Source organism: Serratia sp. CY55921 (assembly GCF_052167655.1).
Classification (GTDB): domain Bacteria; phylum Pseudomonadota; class Gammaproteobacteria; order Enterobacterales; family Enterobacteriaceae; genus Serratia; species Serratia ureilytica.
Window position 1 is genome coordinate 112,067 of sequence record NZ_JBJNMU010000004.1, and the last position, 18,016, is coordinate 130,082.

General features: G+C 61.0%; 18 protein-coding genes. 15 read left to right on the forward strand and 3 right to left on the reverse strand.

Translation table 11 applies throughout. The features are described 5' to 3' along the window. Both ACJ8M3_RS18620 and ACJ8M3_RS18625 read left to right on the forward strand, forming a co-directional pair. Positions 1-1,911, forward strand: a complete 1,911-nt coding sequence (locus ACJ8M3_RS18620) for an NAD(P)-binding protein (protein ID WP_089197343.1) — start codon at positions 1-3, stop codon at positions 1,909-1,911. Beyond that, complete coding sequence (locus ACJ8M3_RS18625; protein WP_046687661.1) at positions 1,908-3,092, forward strand: c-type cytochrome; 1,185 nt, start codon at positions 1,908-1,910, stop codon at positions 3,090-3,092. The genes ACJ8M3_RS18620 and ACJ8M3_RS18625 overlap by 4 nt, the downstream gene beginning before the upstream one ends. A 37-nt stretch (positions 3,093-3,129) precedes the next feature. On the opposite strand, the gene hmpA is transcribed toward ACJ8M3_RS18625, so the two are convergent. Further along, positions 3,130-4,320, reverse strand: coding sequence for an NO-inducible flavohemoprotein (gene hmpA, locus ACJ8M3_RS18630; RefSeq protein WP_089197342.1), 1,191 nt, complete (start codon positions 4,318-4,320; stop codon positions 3,130-3,132). 357 nt (positions 4,321-4,677) lie between these two features. Here hmpA and glyA point away from each other — a divergent pair, with 357 nt between their 5' ends. Together glyA and ACJ8M3_RS18640 are read left to right on the forward strand one after the other, a co-directional pair. Next, a complete protein-coding gene (gene glyA, locus ACJ8M3_RS18635; protein ID WP_047570908.1) occupies positions 4,678-5,931 on the forward strand; it encodes a serine hydroxymethyltransferase in 1,254 nt (417 codons plus the stop codon). A 156-nt stretch (positions 5,932-6,087) separates the two neighbouring features. After that, positions 6,088-7,233 carry a 3-phenylpropionate MFS transporter gene (locus ACJ8M3_RS18640; protein WP_141967200.1) on the forward strand — a complete coding sequence of 382 codons (1,146 nt, stop codon included), beginning with the start codon at positions 6,088-6,090 and terminating at the stop codon, positions 7,231-7,233. Here the strand turns inward: ACJ8M3_RS18640 and csiE are convergent, their stop codons facing one another. Beyond that, complete coding sequence (gene csiE / locus ACJ8M3_RS18645; RefSeq protein WP_347883045.1) at positions 7,234-8,499, reverse strand: stationary phase inducible protein CsiE; 1,266 nt, start codon at positions 8,497-8,499, stop codon at positions 7,234-7,236. Positions 8,500-8,679: 180 nt separating this feature from the next. Between csiE and ACJ8M3_RS18650 the strand changes: the two genes are divergently transcribed. Next, on the forward strand, positions 8,680-9,315 hold the full coding sequence (locus ACJ8M3_RS18650; RefSeq protein ID WP_046687657.1) for a DUF1007 family protein: 636 nt from the start codon (positions 8,680-8,682) through the stop codon (positions 9,313-9,315). Then, a complete protein-coding gene (locus ACJ8M3_RS18655) occupies positions 9,306-10,328 on the forward strand; it encodes a nickel/cobalt transporter (protein WP_033651571.1) in 1,023 nt (340 codons plus the stop codon). The genes ACJ8M3_RS18650 and ACJ8M3_RS18655 overlap by 10 nt, the downstream gene beginning before the upstream one ends. A gap of 55 nt (positions 10,329-10,383) precedes the next feature. Here the strand turns inward: ACJ8M3_RS18655 and suhB are convergent, their stop codons facing one another. Further along, positions 10,384-11,187: an inositol-1-monophosphatase gene (suhB, locus tag ACJ8M3_RS18660; RefSeq protein WP_033644096.1), complete on the reverse strand. Its 804-nt coding sequence runs from the start codon at positions 11,185-11,187 to the stop codon at positions 10,384-10,386. A 119-nt stretch (positions 11,188-11,306) separates the two neighbouring features. On the opposite strand from suhB, the gene trmJ reads away from it, so the two are divergent. The 9 genes from trmJ to iscX all read left to right on the forward strand — a co-directional run bounded on the left by trmJ (position 11,307) and on the right by iscX (position 17,825). Further along, positions 11,307-12,041, forward strand: a complete 735-nt coding sequence (gene trmJ, locus ACJ8M3_RS18665; RefSeq protein WP_025303916.1) for a tRNA (cytosine(32)/uridine(32)-2'-O)-methyltransferase TrmJ — start codon at positions 11,307-11,309, stop codon at positions 12,039-12,041. A 193-nt stretch (positions 12,042-12,234) separates the two neighbouring features. Next, positions 12,235-12,729, forward strand: a complete 495-nt coding sequence (gene iscR, locus ACJ8M3_RS18670) for a Fe-S cluster assembly transcriptional regulator IscR (protein ID WP_004941404.1) — start codon at positions 12,235-12,237, stop codon at positions 12,727-12,729. 54 nt (positions 12,730-12,783) lie between these two features. Continuing rightward, the gene (gene iscS, locus ACJ8M3_RS18675; RefSeq protein ID WP_015378780.1) at positions 12,784-13,998 is read left to right on the forward strand and encodes a cysteine desulfurase; all 1,215 of its coding nucleotides are present in this window, start codon (positions 12,784-12,786) and stop codon (positions 13,996-13,998) included. Positions 13,999-14,022: 24 nt separating this feature from the next. Beyond that, positions 14,023-14,409 (forward strand): Fe-S cluster assembly scaffold IscU, encoded by a 387-nt coding sequence (iscU, locus tag ACJ8M3_RS18680; protein ID WP_004941408.1) that lies wholly within the window; start codon positions 14,023-14,025, stop codon positions 14,407-14,409. A gap of 54 nt (positions 14,410-14,463) precedes the next feature. Then, positions 14,464-14,787, forward strand: a complete 324-nt coding sequence (gene iscA, locus ACJ8M3_RS18685; RefSeq protein ID WP_004941410.1) for an iron-sulfur cluster assembly protein IscA — start codon at positions 14,464-14,466, stop codon at positions 14,785-14,787. A gap of 62 nt (positions 14,788-14,849) precedes the next feature. Beyond that, positions 14,850-15,371, forward strand: a complete 522-nt coding sequence (gene hscB, locus ACJ8M3_RS18690; protein ID WP_033644094.1) for a co-chaperone HscB — start codon at positions 14,850-14,852, stop codon at positions 15,369-15,371. A gap of 32 nt (positions 15,372-15,403) precedes the next feature. After that, a complete protein-coding gene (gene hscA, locus ACJ8M3_RS18695; RefSeq protein ID WP_033644093.1) occupies positions 15,404-17,254 on the forward strand; it encodes a Fe-S protein assembly chaperone HscA in 1,851 nt (616 codons plus the stop codon). A 2-nt stretch (positions 17,255-17,256) separates the two neighbouring features. Continuing rightward, positions 17,257-17,592, forward strand: coding sequence for an ISC system 2Fe-2S type ferredoxin (gene fdx, locus ACJ8M3_RS18700; RefSeq protein ID WP_004941417.1), 336 nt, complete (start codon positions 17,257-17,259; stop codon positions 17,590-17,592). A 32-nt stretch (positions 17,593-17,624) separates the two neighbouring features. Beyond that, positions 17,625-17,825 carry a Fe-S cluster assembly protein IscX gene (gene iscX / locus ACJ8M3_RS18705; RefSeq protein ID WP_047574017.1) on the forward strand — a complete coding sequence of 67 codons (201 nt, stop codon included), beginning with the start codon at positions 17,625-17,627 and terminating at the stop codon, positions 17,823-17,825. Positions 17,826-18,016 lie beyond the last annotated feature (191 nt).

Genomic DNA, 18,016 nt, shown 5'->3' on the forward strand with positions numbered 1-18,016 from the left:
ATGGGTATCACCAGACGCGATTTTCTCAACGGAGTGGCGATCACCATCGCCGCCGGGTTGACGCCGCTGCAAATCTTGCGCGCGTCGCCGCAAACCGCCAATCAAACCCTGTACTATCCGCCGGCGCTGACCGGGTTGCGGGGCAACCATCCGGGCTCGTTCGAGCATGCGCACCAGTTGGGGCGCGACGGCAAAACCTTTGATTTCGGCAGCGTACCCGCCGTTGAAGAGTTCGATCTGGTGGTGGTCGGCGCCGGCATCAGCGGGCTGGCGGCCGCCTGTTTCTGGCAGCAACTGAAAGGCGAGCGGCAGCGCATTCTTTTGATCGACAACCACGACGACTTCGGCGGCCACGCCAAGCGCAACGAGTTCAACAGCGACGACGGCATGCTGCTCGGCTACGGCGGCAGCGAATCGTTGCAGTCGCCGCGCTCCAACTTCAGCCCGGTGGCGATGGGGCTGCTGCGCAAGCTCGGCGTCGATATCGACCAACTGGAGCAGGCTTTCGACACCACCTTCTACCCGGATTTGAATTTGAGCCGCGGGGTTTACTTCGATCGCAAGAACTTCGGCGTCGACAAGGTGGTGAGCGGCGATCCGGGGCGTACGGTGGCGGACGACATTCCGCGCGATCGGCTCAACGGCCGCTCTTATGAAGCGTTCATCGGCGATTTCCCGCTGCCGGAAAGCGATCGCCAGGCGCTGATCGCGCTGCACACGGTGGAGAAGGATTATCTGCCAGAGATGACGCTGGAGCAGAAGGTCGAGTGGCTCGATACCCACAGCTATACCCAGTTCCTGCGCGAGAAGGTGGGCCTGAGCGAGCTGGCGATCCGCTATTTCCAGCAGACCACCAACGACTTCCAGGCGGTGGGCATCGACGGCACGTCGTGCAGCGATGCGCGCATCTGCGATCTGCCGGGCCTCGGCGGCATGAATTTGCCGCCGCTGGACGAAGAGTCGCAGGCGGATCTCGACGATCCTTACGTGTTCCACTTCCCGGACGGCAACGCCACGCTGGCGCGCCTGATGGTGCGCAAGCTGATCCCGGCGGTGGCGCCGGCCGGCAAAGACATGAACGACGTGGTGCTGGCCAAATTCGACTACAGCCAGCTCGATCGGCCGGAATCGCCGGTGAAGCTGCGTTTGAACAGCACCGGGCTGCACGCGGCCAACGTCGGCGACAAGGTGGAAGTCACCTACATGACCGGCGAGAAGATGACCAAAGTGCGCGCCGGGCAGGTGGTGATGGCCGGCTACAACATGATGATCCCGTATCTGGTGCCGGAGATGTCGCACGAGCAGCAGGAGGCGCTGAAGCAGAACGTCAAGGCGCCGCTGGTGTACAGCAAGGTGGTGATCCGCAACTGGCAGCCGTTCATCAAGCTGGGCGTGCACGAGGTCTATTCGCCGGCCGCGCCGTACAGCCGCGTGAAGCTGGACTATCCGGTGAGCATGGGCGGCTATCAGCACCCGCGCGATCCGGATCGGCCGATCGGCCTGCATATGGTGTATGTGCCGACGCTGCCGGGCAGCGGCCTCAGCACGCGCGAACAGTCGCGTAAAGGGCGCGCGCTGCTGCTGGGCACGCCGTTCGAAGTGCACGAACAGATGATCCGCGAACAGCTGCAGGGCATGCTGGGCGAGGCCGGTTTCGATCATCAGCGCGACATTCAGGCGATCACGGTCAACCGCTGGTCGCACGGTTACTCCTACTTCCTCAACGGGCTGTTTGACGACGAAGACGAAGCCAAGAAAATCATCGAAACGGCGCGGCAGCCGATCGGCAAGATCGCTATCGCCAACTCCGATGCCGACTGGAGCCCGTACGCCAACTCGGCGATCGATCAGGCATGGCGCGCGGTCAACGAACTGGCCTACGGCAAGGTTGCCGCCAAGGAGGGAGCATGAGTCTGCGTTCGCTGTACCTGTTGAGCCTGCTGGCCGCCGGCGGCTCGGCCCAGGCGATGTCGGCCGGGGAATACGTCGCCAAAGCCGGTGACTGCACCGCCTGCCATACCGCGCCGGGCGGCGCCGAATTGGCGGGCGGCATGAAGTTCCCGACGCCGCTCGGGGCTATCTACGCCACCAACATCACGCCGGACAAGCTGCACGGCATCGGCGCTTACTCGTTCGAAGAGTTCGATCGCGCCATGCGTCAGGGGATCGCCAAAGACGGTCACCGGCTTTATCCGGCGATGCCGTACACCTCGTACGCCAAAATGAGCGCGGAAGACATGCGCGCGCTGTATGACTATCTGATGAACGAGGTGCCGGCGCAGAACGTCGCCAACCGCGCCAGCGACATCAGCTGGCCGCTGTCGATGCGCTGGCCGCTGGCGGTGTGGAACCAGCTGTTCCACGACGACCAGCCGTATCAGGCCGATCCGCAGCAAAGTGCCGAGTGGAACCGCGGCGCCTACCTGGTGCAGGGCGCGGGCCACTGCGGCAGCTGCCATACGCCACGCGGTTGGGCGATGCAGGAGAAGGGGCTGGACGGTAAGGAGCCGGTATTCCTGAGCGGCGCCGAGCTGGACGGCTGGTACGCCTCCAACCTGCGCGGCCTGCCGCCGGAAGAGGTGACGGCGCTGCTGAAAACCGGCCGCAGCCGCCATGCGGCGGTCGCCGGGCCGATGAGCGAGGTGGTGGCCCACAGCACGCAGTACCTCAGCGACGGCGATCTGAACGCCATCGCGGTGTACCTGCGCAGCCTGGCGCCGGACCCTGTCGCCGGGGCCGCCTCGAAGGCTGCGCAGGCGGATAACCCGAGCGGCAAGGCGACCTATGCGATGTACTGCTCGACCTGCCACGGCAATAAGGGAGAGGGCACCGACTTCACTATCCCGGCGCTGGCGGGCAACGCCACGGTAACGGCGGACAATCCGCTGACCGCGCTGCGGGTGGTGCTGGAAGGGGCGCATACCCCGATCACGCAGCAGGCGATGGCGCTCGGGATGCCGGCTTACGGCTGGGCGTTGAACGATCGGCAGGCGGCCGACCTGATGAGCTATCTGCGGGGAAGCTGGGGCAACCAGGCGGCGCCGGTAACGGTGCAGCAGGTGCAGGACGCGCGCCAACTGCAGGCGAAATGAAGAGGGAGCGCGGTCTGACGGCCGCGCTCCGCAAGCATTACAGCACCTTATGCGGGCCGAAGCATTCGTAGTGGATGCGTTCGGCCTCTACGCCCATCTCCAGCAGCTGTTTGCCCACGAACTGCATGAAGGCCACCGGGCCGCAGAAGTAATAGTGCATCTGCGGATCGGCCAGGCTGCCTTGCAGCGCGCTCAAATCCATCAATCCGCGGCTGTGGTAGTCGCGGCCTTCCACGTCATCGGCGCCCGGCTCGCGGTACCACACATGGCGGCTAAGATTCGGCATGCGCCCGGCAATATCCGCCACTTCCTCGGCAAAGGCATGCACGCTGCCGTTTTCCGCCGCGTGCAGCCAGTGGACCTGCGCCTGGTGTTGGTTGTCGTGCAGGCTGTTGAGCATGCCGAGCATCGGGGTTTGGCCGACGCCGGCGGAGATCAGCGCCACCGGCGTGGTCGGCGCCACATCGAGGAAGAAGTCGCCGTGCGGCGGGGCGATGTCGATCACGTCGCCTTCCTGCGCCTGCTGGTGCAGGTAGTTGGACACTTTCCCCTGATCTTCGCGCTTCACCGCGATGCGGTAGAACTCGCCGTTTGGCGAGGTGGTCAGCGAGTACTGGCGAATTTCCTGATGCTCCAGGCTGTCGTGCTTGATGTAGACCGCCAGGTATTGCCCCGGTTTGAAGTCCGCCACTCGGCCGCCGTCCACCGGTGCCAGCACGAAGCTGCAGATCACGTCGCTCTGCGGCTGTTTCTTCAGGATGCGGAATGCGCGCAGATCGCGCCAGCCGCCGTTGTCGGTTTCGCTCTGCTGATAAATCTGCTCTTCACGCTGAATAAACACGTTGGCCAGCACGCCGTAGGCTTTGCCCCAGGCGTCCAGGACTTCCTGGCCCGGGCTGAACATTTCGTCCAGGGTCGCCAGCAGGTGACCGCCGACGATGTTGTACTGCTCCGGCTGGATATTGAAGCTGGTGTGCTTCTGCGCGATGCGCTCCACCGCCGGCAGCAGCGCCGCCAGGTTCTCGATGTTGGCGGCATAGGCGCAGATGGCGTCGAACAGCGCCTGACGCTGATCGCCGTTGCGCTGGTTGCTCATGTTGAAAATATCTTTCAATTCCGGGTTGTGCGCGAACATGCGATCGTAAAAGTGGGCGGTCAGCTTCGGCCCGGTCGCAGCCAGCAGGGGAAGGGTGGATTTCACGGTGGCGATGGTTTGGCTATCCAGCATGGAAGCGCTCCTTGGGTTGGGATCTTGACGATAATTGTAATGATGTATTTTAAATGCATCTTATTGGGTTCCGCGTCGCTTGTAAATACCCTTGTTTTCGTTGCGGTGTTCTTCGGGCGTCGATCGCGCTCACAGAACATGAAAAAAGCGCATCGTTCGCATGAGGAAATGTCCGTTGATAAACGGCGGCATTTAGCGGATCAAAGCCTTGCGCCACCTTATGCCAATCGTTTGCGTAAAAACCTCTGTCAAGACCTATCTTCGGTGGGGTGAAACGGTTTACACTGTGGCCCAGAACCCAAACGGGTAGTTATTTGGTGATTTTTTAGTTAGCTGATTTAAGTCAGGAGATGCCGGATGTTAAAGCGTGAAATGAACATTGCCGATTACGATGCGGAACTGTGGCGTGCCATGGAGCAGGAAGTGGTGCGTCAGGAAGAGCACATCGAGCTGATCGCGTCTGAGAACTACACCAGCCCGCGCGTGATGCAGGCTCAGGGTTCCCAGCTGACCAACAAATACGCTGAAGGCTATCCGGGCAAGCGTTACTACGGCGGCTGCGAATACGTGGATATCGTTGAGCAGCTGGCTATCGATCGTGCCAAAGAATTGTTCGGCGCTGATTACGCCAACGTGCAGCCGCACTCCGGCTCCCAGGCTAACTTCGCCGTGTACACCGCGCTGCTGCAGCCGGGCGACACCATTCTGGGCATGAACCTGGCGCACGGCGGCCACCTGACCCACGGTTCCCCGGTTAACCTGTCCGGCAAACTGTATAACGTGGTGCCTTATGGCATCGACGACAAAGGTCAAATCGACTATGACGATCTGGCCAAACAGGCGCAAACCCACAAGCCGAAAATGATCATCGGCGGCTTCTCCGCATACTCCGGCGTGGTTGACTGGGCCAAAATGCGCGAAATCGCCGACAGCATCGGCGCTTACCTGTTCGTCGACATGGCGCACGTGGCGGGCCTGATCGCCGCCGGCGTGTACCCGAACCCGGTACCGCACGCGCACATCGTCACCACCACCACCCACAAAACCCTGGCGGGTCCGCGCGGCGGCCTGATCCTGGCGAAGGGCGGCGACGAAGATCTGTACAAGAAGCTGAACTCCGCCGTGTTCCCTGGCGGCCAGGGCGGCCCGCTGATGCACGTGATCGCCGGCAAGGCGGTGGCGCTGAAAGAAGCGATGGAGCCTGAGTTCAAGGTTTACCAGCAGCAAGTGGCGGTCAACGCCAAGGCGATGGTTGACGTGTTCCTGCAGCGCGGCTACAAAGTGGTCTCGGGCGGCACCCATAACCACCTGTTCCTGCTGGATCTGGTCGACAAAAACCTGACCGGTAAAGAAGCGGACGCCGCCCTGGGCCGTGCCAACATCACCGTCAACAAAAACAGCGTGCCGAACGATCCGAAGAGCCCGTTCGTCACCTCCGGCGTGCGTATCGGCACCCCGGCCGTGACCCGTCGCGGCTTCAAAGAGGCCGACGTGCGCGAACTGGCCGGTTGGATCTGTGATGTGCTGGACAACATCAACGATGAAGCCACCATCGAACGCACCAAGAAGAAAGTGCTGGATATCTGCGCCCGCCTGCCGGTTTACGCATAATCCCGCTTTTGCCTGAAAAAACCCGCTGCGGCGGGTTTTTTTGTGGCCGCTCGCGGCAAACTGTGAGCTGTCTGGCACTCTAACGCATTGACGTGGAATGAAGATTGCGGGCAGGTGTGAGCTCTGTCAAAGTATTGCCCTCACTCCGGAGGGATCATGGTTCTGCAATCCACGCGTTGGCTCGCGCTCAGTTATTTCACCTACTTCTTTTCCTACGGCATTTTCTTACCGTTCTGGGGCGTGTGGCTGAAAGGCGAGGGCATCGCGCCGGAAACCATCGGCATATTGCTCGGCGCCGGTTTGGTGGCCCGCTTCCTCGGCAGTTTACTGATTGCTCCCCGCGTTAAAGATCCCTCTCATCTGGTTTCCGCGCTGCGCCTGCTGGCGCTGCTGACACTGGCTTTCGCGGTTGGCTTCTGTTTCGGCAACGGTTGGGGCTGGCTGATGCTGGTGATAGCGGGGTTCAACCTGTTCTTCTCGCCGCTGGTGCCGCTGACCGACGCGCTGGCCGGCACCTGGCAAAAGCAGATCCGTATGGACTACGGCCGGGTAAGGCTGTGGGGCTCGCTGGCGTTCGTCATCGGCTCGGCGCTGACCGGGCAGCTGGTGGCGGTGTGGGGCCATAACGCCATTCTCTACAGCCTGATCTTCAGCGTGCTGGCGATGCTGCTGGGCATGTTGCTGAAGCCGAGCGTCATGCCGCAGGGCGAAGCGCGTACGCACAGCGATACCGAACGTTCGCTGTGGGCACTGCTGAAAGAAGGGCCGGTCTGGCGCTTCCTGCTGTGCGTCACGCTGCTGCAGGGGGCGCACGCCGGCTACTACAGCTTCGGCTCCATTTACTGGCAGGAGGCGGGCTATTCGGCCTCGACCATCGGCTATCTGTGGTCGCTGGGCGTGGTGGCGGAGGTGATTATTTTCGCCAGCAGCAACGTGCTGTTCCGCCGCTGGAATGCGCGCAACCTGCTGTTGCTCTCCGCCTGCTGCGGCGTGTTGCGCTGGAGCCTGATGGCCTACAGCACCGAGCTGGGCTGGCTGCTGCTGATCCAGATCCTGCATTGCGGCACCTTCACCGTCTGCCATCTGGCGGCGATGCGCTTTATCGCCGCGCGCCAGGGGCAAGAGGTGATCCGGCTGCAGGCGGTGTATTCGGCGCTGGCGATGGGCGGCGGTATCGCCGTCATGACGGTCATTGCCGGGTTCCTGTTCGAACATTGGCAGGGCGGGGTATTCTGGGTGATGGCGGCGGTCGCGGTGCCGGCCTTGTTCATCCGGCCGCCGGCGGTCAGCGTCAGCCGCTGATTAAGGCGCTTCCAGCAGCGCGCGGATGGCCTGGCGCTGCCGGGTTTCCAGCGGCAATTCGGTATAGATCAACGGCGGGTGCGGATCGCTGTGCACCGCCGCATAAGGGGTGATCACCAGCATGACGCCCTGCGGCGCTCCGCCGCGCAGATAGTCGCTCAGCGGCAGGTACTTGATGTTCAGCGGCAGTAGCGTGAGCTCGCGGATCTGGTATTCCACTTCCTCTTCCAACTGCGGGTTATCCAGCGTCAGCAGCAGCACCTGTTTTTCCTGCAGCGCGTTGTCCTGCATCAGCCAGGCGCCGAAGCTGATGGCCACCAGGCCCGCCTCCTCGTTGGAAAAATGCACGCCGTATTCCTGTTCCAGCGGTTTCAACGCTTCCTGCGTGGTGCGCATTAGCCGCGGGTATTTGCGCACCACTTCTTCCAGCAGCATATTGTCGATGCCGATGGCGAAACGGCAGCGCTCCAGCGCCGGCGCCAGGTGGGCGAACAGTTGGCTGACCAGCTCCGTCTTGCTGCTGAAGGCCATGCCGGAAAGCTGCTGGAAACGCTCGACCATGCTGTCGATGGCCGCCATCAATCTCTGCTCTTGCGCCGAGTCATTGCTGTGGTAGCTGTGATTTTTCAACATGGTGAAGGTCAGCGCCAAAAAATCGCGCTCGTCTGCCTGCGGCGGCTGGTTAAACAGCCGGTTGCAGGCCTGATGCAGCCAGGCGGCGGCTTGCTGCTCCGGCTTTTGCCGCAGCCAGTCGCGTTGAACGGCGTCGAAATGCGGATGGCGCTGCAGGCGATTTTGCCAGGCGCAGTAGAGCAGATAATGCTGCAGGAATTGGCGGTCGCGCGCATCGAAGCGGCGGTTGAGCAGCGGCTCGCAGGCGTCGATCGCCTCTGTCAGTGCAGACGCAGGGGCGGCATCGGCCGCCAGCGCTTGCCGCAGGCGCGGGGCGAAATCGTCTTCGACGAACCGCGGGCTGCAGCGCAGGGTGCGCCTTAGCCAATGGAGCAGGCACAGGCGTTGGTTGAGCGCGCTGCCCCTCAATCGGTAGCCATGGTCGGGATCGACGGCGATCTCCAGATGGTGGAAACGCTGGATTTCACTGGCCACCTCGGCTATATCTTGCCGGGTTATCGGGGGGGCGACGCCGTTGATTCGGCTTAGGGTCTCCAGCTGTAACTCGGGCTCCGGCGTGTACAGCATCAGCAGCAGATGGCAGCGCCGTTGTTGTCCGGAGAGCTCAGGCACGGGAGAGGTGTCCAGGCTCATATCACCTTCCGGCATAAAAGGTTGCGATTATGCCTAAGCATAGCAAAAGGCGTTGTGCCGGCAGGGTTAACGCGCGGCTTTTACTTCGGCTTACAACTTTCGTCACAAATATCGCCGGCAGAGGCGGGCCGTTCGACATTTATTTGTGTTACGTTATAACAAATATAGTAAAGCAGGATAATGATGAAGTTACGTCGACTTTTGGCTGCCTTTGGCGCCGTGTTCAGCGCCGGTGCGATCGCGCATCCGCACAGCTTTATCGATATGAACACCACCTTCGTCGCCAAGGATCAGCGGTTGGTCGGCCTGAAAATGGTGTGGGTGATGGATGAAATCACCTCGGCGGATCTGCTCTACGATGCGAAAAACGCCAAGAGCGATTCGGAAGTGTGGAAAAAGCTGGCGGCGGAAGTGATGGCCAACGTGCTGGGACAACACTATTTCACCGACCTTTACCGCGACGGCAAGCCGGTGAAATACCTGAACTTGCCCAGCGAATATCACCTGTCGCGCCAGGGCAACCAGGCGGTGCTGGAGTTCGTGCTGCCGTTGGCCGAGCCGCAGCCGCTGGCGGGCAAGCCGTTCGAGCTTTCTACTTACGATCCGACTTATTTCGTGGATATGACCTATAAAGACCAAAATGCGCTGCATTTGCCGCCGGAGATGGCGCAGCAGTGCAGCTACAAGCTGATGACGCCGAAGCCGAATGCGTCGCTGCAGGCCTATGCGCTGTCGCTCGACAAGAACGACTCGCCCGGTGAAGACCTGGCGCTGGGGCAGCAGTTCGCCCAGCGGGTGACGCTGCAATGTCGCTGAATCTCTCGCAACCGACGATAAACCGGCGCCACTGGGCTTTCGGCCTGTGGCCGCTGCTGCCGTTCACGTTGGCGCTGGCGGCCGCCGCGCTGCTGGCGTGGCACTATTGGCCGCAGCTGCTGATGCAGAGCGTGGTATGGCAAAAAGCGCTGCACCAGCAGATGGCGGGGTTGTTGCAGCAGGTGAAGGCCGCGCCGCAGCAGGCAGGGTTGGCGCTGACGCTGTTCAGCCTCGGCTATGGCGTTTTGCATGCGCTCGGCCCCGGCCACGGCAAAGTGGTGATCGCCACCTATCTGGCCACTCACCCGGCGCGGCTGAAAAGCAGCCTGAAGCTGACCTTCGCCGCTTCGCTGGTGCAGGGCGGGGTGGCGATCGCGCTGGTTACGCTGATGCTGGTGGTATTGCAGCTCTCTTCGCGCCAGCTTCACCAAAGCAGCTTCTGGCTGGAGAAGGGCAGCTTTATTTTGGTGATGTTGCTTGGCGTGTTGCTGAGTTGGCGCGCGCTGAAACGTCTGTTTGCGGCGATCAAGGCGATGCGCCCGGCGCCGGCGCTGCGCATTAACAGCCTGACGCCGCTGGCGGCGGAGCATGTGCACAGCGCCGATTGCGGCTGCGGCCACCGGCATCTGCCGAGCGACAGCGAGCTGCAGGCGGGAAGCGATTGGCGCACCCAGACCGCCATCGTGCTGGCGATGGGCATGCGTCCCTGTTCGGGGGCGATTTTGGTGCTGCTGTTCTCTAAGGTGATCGGCGTGTTCGGCTGGGGAGTGATCTCCGCGCTGGCGATGGCGTTCGGCACCTCGTTGACCATCTCCATGCTGGCGCTGCTGGTGCATTACAGCCGACGGCTGGCGGTGCGCCTTAGCCGCTCGCGTGCGCCCGCCGCCTGGAGCGCGGTGGCCTGGGGATCGTTGGCGCTGGCCGGGGGCCTGATCCTGTTGGCCGCCGGGCTGTTGCTGTACGTCAGCGCGCAGCCGGAATTCGGCGGCGGCATCCGCCCCTTCTCCCGCTAACGGGCATAAAAAAAGCGCTGCATCGGCAGCGCTTTTTTCGATTCGCTTCTGGCGATTAACGCTTCAGCGCTTCGCTCAGTTCTTCGCGCATGGTGGCCAGCATGGCTTTCACGACGCGCGGGTTGCCTGCTACCACGTTGCCGGAGCTGAAGTGGTTGTGGCCGCCGACGAAGTCGGTGACCAGGCCGCCGGATTCACGCACCAGCAGTTCGCCCGCGGCGAAGTCCCACGGCTTCAGGCCGATTTCGAAGAAACCGTCTACGCGGCCGGCGGCCACATAGGCCAGATCCAGCGCAGCGGAACCGGTGCGGCGGAAGTCCGCGCACTGGGTGAACAGCTTGCCGACGATGTTGATGTAAGGCGTGGCGTGCTGTTTGACTTTGAACGGGAAGCCGGTCGCCAGGATGGTACCATCCAGATCTTTGGCGTTGGTGCCGCGCAGACGGTAACCGTTGAGCTGGGCGCCCTGACCGCGCGTGGCGGTGAACAGTTCGTTGCGCATCGGATCGTAAACCACGGCCACTTCAGTGCGGCCTTTGATGCGTACGGCGATGGAAACGGAGAAATGAGGGAAACGTTTGATGAAGTTTGCAGTGCCATCCAGTGGATCGATCACCCATTGCACATCGCGATCTTCGCCGATCAGCTCACCGCGTTCTTCGCTCACGATACTGTGTTGCGGATAAGACTTGCGGATGACGTCGATGATCAGATGCTCTGCATCGCGATCGACGTTGGTGACGAAGTCATTGGTCCCTTTCTGGCTCGCTTCTACAGCGTCCGGGGTTTCGTAGTTTTTGGCAATCAGGTTACCGGCCTTGCGCGCAGCGCGCACGGCGATAGTCAGCATCGGATGCATGGGTATCTTCCAACTAGGATGTTAAAGAACAGGAAACGGCGCGAAGTATAGCAGCTGTTCGGCAAATTGCCTACGGCTGTGTTAAGATGCTGCGATTTTCCGCCACGCTCAGAGTTTGTATGCTGCACAATATCCGCATTGTTCTGGTAGAGACTTCACATACCGGCAACATGGGCTCGACCGCCAGAGCCATGAAAACCATGGGTTTAACCAACCTTTATCTGGTTAATCCGCTGATCAAACCCGATTCTCAGGCCATCGCCCTGGCCGCCGGCGCCAGCGACGTGATCGGCAACGCCACCATCGTCGATACCCTCGATGACGCCATCGCCGGCTGTAGCCTGGTGGTGGGCACCAGCGCACGTTCTCGCACCTTGCCGTGGCCGATGCTGGAGCCGCGTGAATGCGGCGTGCGCGCGGTGCACGAAGGCGAACACGCGCCGGTGGCGCTGGTGTTCGGCCGCGAACGCGTCGGACTGACCAACGATGAATTGCAGAAGTGCCACTACCACGTCGCCATTCCGGCCAACCCGGACTACAGCTCGCTGAACCTGGCGATGGCGGTGCAGATCCTGGCGTACGAAGTGCGCGTGGCTTACCTCGATCGCCAACAGGCGGGCGCGCCGCAGCTGGAAGAGACGCCGTATCCGCTGGTGGATGACCTCGAGCGTTTTTATCAGCACCTGGAGCAGACGCTGCAGCGCACCGGTTTTATTCGCCCGTCCCATCCGGGCCAGGTGATGAGCCGCCTGCGCCGGCTGTTCACCCGCGCGCGCCCGGAAGGGCAGGAGCTGAATATCCTGCGCGGCATGCTGACGTCGATCGAGAAACAGGATAAACATCAAGGTAATTAATTGATGTGGCATAACGGTGGGCGACAATAGTATTAGTTATCCAAAGGTTATAACATGTATTTTATATACCTTTGTTCTTGCTAAGTTCAAAACGTGCTAATACTTGAGTCAATTACTAGGTTAAATAGTTGACTGTTTTACTCAGGAATGTCAGACTTTCGGCCATATTTGACCAACAGGTAACCATTGAGCTATGAGACTGACATCCAAAGGCCGTTATGCCGTAACCGCTATGCTCGACGTAGCGCTGCATTCCCAGGAAGGGCCGGTGCCACTGGCGGACATTTCCGAACGCCAGGGTATTTCGCTCTCTTATCTGGAACAATTATTCTCCCGTCTGCGCAAGAATGGCCTGGTGGCCAGCGTGCGCGGTCCGGGCGGTGGTTATCTGCTGGGTAAAGACGCGGGTGAGATCGCCGTTGGCGCTGTCATCACTGCCGTCGATGAATCGGTAGATGCAACCCGTTGCCAGGGCAAAGAAGGCTGTCAGGGCGGTGATCGCTGCTTGACCCACGCCCTGTGGCGCGATCTGAGCGAGCGCATCAGCGGGTTCCTGAACAACATTACGCTGGCTGAACTGGTCAACAACCAGGAAGTGCTGGTGGTGGCGGATCGTCAAAACAACGATACGCGCCGCACGGCCAACGGTCGTCCGCAAGAAACTATCAACGTTAATCTGCGCGCATAAGCAGCTGGCGAAATTATTTTAGTTTTTGGAAGTGATGTACGGAGCACAAGAGCAATGAAATTACCGATTTATCTGGATTACTCAGCAACGACGCCGGTTGACCCGCGCGTTGCTGAGAAGATGATGCAGTTTTTGACCCTGGACGGCACTTTCGGCAACCCGGCTTCCCGTTCCCACCGTTTCGGTTGGCAGGCGGAAGAGGCGGTAGACATCGCCCGTAACCAAATCGCCGAACTGGTGGGCGCCGATCCGCGCGAAATCGTCTTCACCTCCGGGGCGACCGAATCCGACAACCTGGCGATAAAAGGCGCTGCCAATTTCTACCAGAAAAAAGGCAAGCACATCATCACCAGCAAAACCGAACACAAAGCCGTGCTCGACACTTGCCGTCAGCTGGAGCGCGAAGGGTTTGAAGTCACCTACCTGGCGCCGCAGAGCAACGGCATCATCAGCCTGCAGGATCTCGAAGCGGCGATGCGCGATGACACCATCCTGGTCTCCATCATGCACGTCAACAACGAAATCGGCGTGGTGCAGGATATCGAAGCGATCGGCGAAATGTGCCGTGCGCGCGGTATCATCTACCACGTTGACGCCACCCAGAGCGTGGGCAAACTGCCTATCGATCTGAGCAAGCTGAAAGTCGACCTGATGTCGTTCTCCGGCCACAAAATCTATGGTCCGAAAGGCATCGGCGCGCTGTATGTGCGTCGCAAGCCGCGCATCCGCATCGAAGCGCAGGTGCACGGCGGCGGTCACGAGCGCGGCATGCGTTCCGGCACCCTGCCTGTCCACCAGATCGTCGGCATGGGCGAAGCTTATCGCATCGCCAAAGAAGAGATGACCGAAGAGATGGCGCGTCTGCGCACCCTGCGCGATCGTCTGTGGAACGGCGTGAAAGATATGGAAGAAGTGTATCTGAACGGCGATCTGGAGCACGGCGCACCGAACATCCTGAACGTCAGCTTCAACTACGTTGAAGGCGAGTCGCTGATCATGGCGCTGAAAGACCTGGCCGTTTCTTCCGGTTCAGCCTGTACCTCCGCCAGCCTCGAGCCGTCCTACGTGCTGCGCGCGCTGGGCATGAGCGATGAATTGGCGCACAGCTCGATCCGTTTCTCCCTGGGGCGTTTCACCACGGAAGAAGAGATCGACTACACCATTCAACTGGTGCGTAAATCCATCGGCCGTCTGCGCGATCTGTCCCCGCTGTGGGAGATGTTCAAGCAGGGCGTGGACATCAACAGCATCGAATGGGCGCATCATTAATTCTCAGGTTTCAGGAGCAAGGTCATGGCTTACAGCGAAAAAGTAATCGATCATTATGAAAACCCGCGCAACGTGGGTTCTTTCGACAACGAAGATCCTACCGTCGGCAGCGGCATGGTAGGGGCGCCGGCTTGCGGCGACGTGATGAAGCTGCAAATCAAGGTTAACGATGAAGGCATCATCGAAGACGCGCGCTTTAAAACTTACGGCTGCGGTTCCGCCATCGCCTCCAGCTCGCTGGTGACCGAATGGATGAAAGGCAAGTCGCTGGATCAGGCTGAAGCGATCAAAAACACCCAGATCGCCGAAGAGCTGGAATTGCCGCCGGTCAAAATTCACTGCTCGATCCTGGCTGAAGACGCCATCAAAGCAGCGATTGCCGACTATAAGAGCAAGCATAGCGCCAAGTAATTTGTCTGAGTCGGCCCGGCCGCGCCGGGCTTTGATGTGAAGTGTGAGGTTGTGATGTCTATTACCATGAGCGACAGCGCTGCGCAGCGTGTTCAGGCGTTTTTGACGAACCGCGGCAAAGGTCTCGGCCTGCGTCTGGGAGTGCGAACTTCCGGCTGCTCCGGGATGGCGTACGTGCTGGAATTTGTTGACGAAGCCAACGATGACGACATCGTGTTTGAAGACAAAGGCATCAAGGTGATCATCGACGGCAAGAGCCTGGTCTACCTTGACGGCACCGAGCTTGATTTCGTTAAGGAAGGCCTGAACGAAGGCTTCAAGTTCAACAACCCGAACGTCTCAAGCGAGTGCGGCTGCGGCGAGAGTTTCAACGTCTGACAGTCCATCGTGCTCCCCCGTTTCGGCGGGGGAACTTCATCCGCTAACGCCCAGAGCACGCTATGGATTACTTTACTTTATTCGGGCTGCCAGTTCGCTACACCGTGGACGGCAGCCTGCTTGCGTCCCGCTTCCAGGATCTGCAGCGCCAATTCCACCCCGATCGTTTCGCCAACCAGCCGGAGCGCGAACGCCTGATGGCGTTGCAGCAGGCGGCGACCATCAACGAAGCCTACCAGGCGCTGAAGCACCCGTTAAAACGCGCGGAGTATATGCTATCGTTGCACGGCTTCGATCTGGGCAACGAACAGCATACGATGCGCGACACCGCGTTCCTGATGGAACAGCTGGAACTGCGCGAAGAGCTCGACGCCATTGAGCGCAAGCCGGAGGCGGAAAGCCTGCTGGCCGATTTCGGCGCGCGGCTGGCCGCCTCGGTCAAACAGCGCAGCGCGCTGATGCTGCAGCAGTTGGACAGTGAGCAGTGGGCGGACGCCGCCGATACCGTGCGCAAGCTGCGCTTCTTGGACAAACTCCAGCAACAGGTTGAACAACTCGAAGAAAAACTGCTGGGTTTTGAGTAACACCTTCTGATTCTGATTGTGGAAGCTTCAACATGGCCTTATTACAAATTAGTGAGCCTGGCCTCAGCGCCGCGCCGCACCAGCGACGTCTGGCCGCCGGCATCGACTTGGGCACCACCAACTCGCTGGTCGCCACGGTGCGCAGCGGGCAAGCGGAAACGCTGGCCGACGAACAGGGTCGCCATTTGCTGCCTTCGGTAGTGCATTATCAGGCGGACGCGCAGCGCGTCGGCTGGGAGGCGCGCCAACAGGCGGCGCAGGATCCGGCCAATACCGTCAGCTCCATCAAACGCATGATGGGCCGCTCGTTGGCGGACGTGCAGCAACGTTACCCGAACCTGCCGTACCAATTCCAAGCCAGCGACAACGGCCTGCCGCTGATCGTCACCGCCGCCGGCGCGGTTAACCCGGTCGGCGTCTCCGCCGACATCCTGCGAGCCCTGTCCGCGCGCGCGCAAGCGGCGCTGGAAGGCGAGCTGGATGGCGTCGTGATCACCGTTCCCGCTTACTTCGACGACGCGCAGCGCCAGGGCACCAAAGACGCGGCGCGTCTGGCCGGCCTGCACGTTCTGCGTCTGTTGAACGAACCCACTGCGGCCGCGATCGCCTATGGGCTGGATTCCGGCCAGGAAGGGGTGATCGCGGTTTACGATCTGGGCGGCGGCACCTTTGATATCTCCATTCTGCGCCTCAGCCGCGGCGTGTTCGAAGTGCTGGCCACCGGCGGCGATTCCGCGCTGGGCGGCGACGACTTCGATCACCTGTTGGCCGACTGGCTGCGCGAGCAGGCCGGCGTGGCCGATCGCAGCGACCACGGCGTGCAGCGCCAACTGTTGGATGCCGCCATCGCCGCCAAAATCGCGTTGAGCGATGCCGACAGCGTGCGCGTCGAGGTGGCCGGCTGGCAGGGCGAGGTGACCCGCGCCCAGTTCGAAGCGCTGATCGCTCCGCTGGTGAAACGTACGCTGATGGCCTGCCGCCGCGCGCTGAAAGATGCCGGCGTCGCCGCCGACGAGGTGCTGGAAGCGGTGATGGTCGGCGGTTCCACCCGCGTGCCGCTGGTGCGTGAGCAGGTGGGCGCCTTCTTCGGCCGCACGCCGCTGACGTCTATCGATCCGGATAAAGTGGTCGCCATCGGCGCCGCGATCCAGGCCGACATTCTGGTGGGCAACAAGCCGGACAGCGACATGCTGCTGCTGGACGTGATCCCGCTGTCGCTGGGCCTCGAAACCATGGGCGGTCTGGTGGAGAAAGTGATCCCGCGCAACACCACCATTCCGGTGGCGCGCGCGCAGGAGTTCACCACCTTTAAAGATGGCCAGAGCGCGATGATGATCCACGTGCTGCAGGGCGAGCGCGAGCTGGTGCAGGATTGCCGTTCGCTGGCGCGCTTCACGCTGCGCGGCCTGCCGCCATTGCCTGCCGGGGGCGCGCATATTCGCGTCACCTTCCAGGTGGATGCCGACGGTCTGCTGAGCGTTACCGCGATGGAGAAATCCACCGGCGTCGAAGCCTCGATCCAGGTCAAGCCGTCGTACGGCCTGTCGGACAGCGAAATCGCCGGCATGATCAAGGATTCGATGGCCAACGCGCAAAGCGACGTGGGCGCGCGCAAGCTGGCGGAGCAACGCGTGGAAGCCGCGCGGGTGCTGGAAAGCCTGCAGGGCGCGCTGGCCACCGACGCCGCGCTGCTGAGCGAGGCGGAAAGCCAGGCGATCGCCGCCGCGACCCAGGCGTTGCAGCAGGCGGCGCAGGGTGAAGATCCCGCCGCTATCGAAGACGCCATCAAAACATTAGATGCACAAACGCAAGATTTTGCCGCGCGCCGCATGGACGCTTCCATTCGCCGCGCGCTGGCTGGCCATTCTGTGGATGAGGTTTAACCATGCCTAAAATTGTTTTCCTGCCCCATCAAGACCTTTGCCCGGAAGGGGCGGTTCTGGAAGCCGAAAAAGGGGAGTCGATCCTCAACGTTGCGCTGCGCAACGGCATTGAAATCGAGCATGCCTGCGAGAAATCCTGCGCCTGCACCACCTGCCACTGCATCGTGCGTGAAGGCTTCGATTCGCTGGAAGAGAGCAGCGAGCTGGAAGACGACATGCTGGACAAAGCGTGGGGGCTGGAGCCGGAAAGCCGTCTGAGCTGCCAGGCGCTGGTCGCCGACGAAGATCTGGTGGTCGAAATGCCGCGCTACACCGTCAACCACGCGCGTGAGCATTAATTGTTAGCCGCAGCGTCAACTCGGAGATCATAATGGGACTGAAATGGACCGACAGCCGTGAAATCGGCGAAGCCCTGTACGACCAATACCCGGATACCGATCCGAAAACCGTGCGTTTTACCGACCTGCATCAGTGGATCTGCGATCTGGAAGAGTTCGATGACGATCCGCAGGCTTCCAACGAAAAAATACTGGAAGCGATCCTGCTGGTCTGGTTAGATGAAGCGGAGTAAATAGCGTAACGGGCTGCCATGGGCGGCCCGTTTATTTTGTATCCGACATACCCGTCGTCTTTCAAACCGCAGCGTTGTTACCTGCACGATCACACCCCAGTCACTTACCTGAGTAAGCTCCTGGGGATGAGATCGCTGGGCGCCTAGCTGCAATTTGAAATCCATAGGGTATGCAATAAAGCCCTAATGAA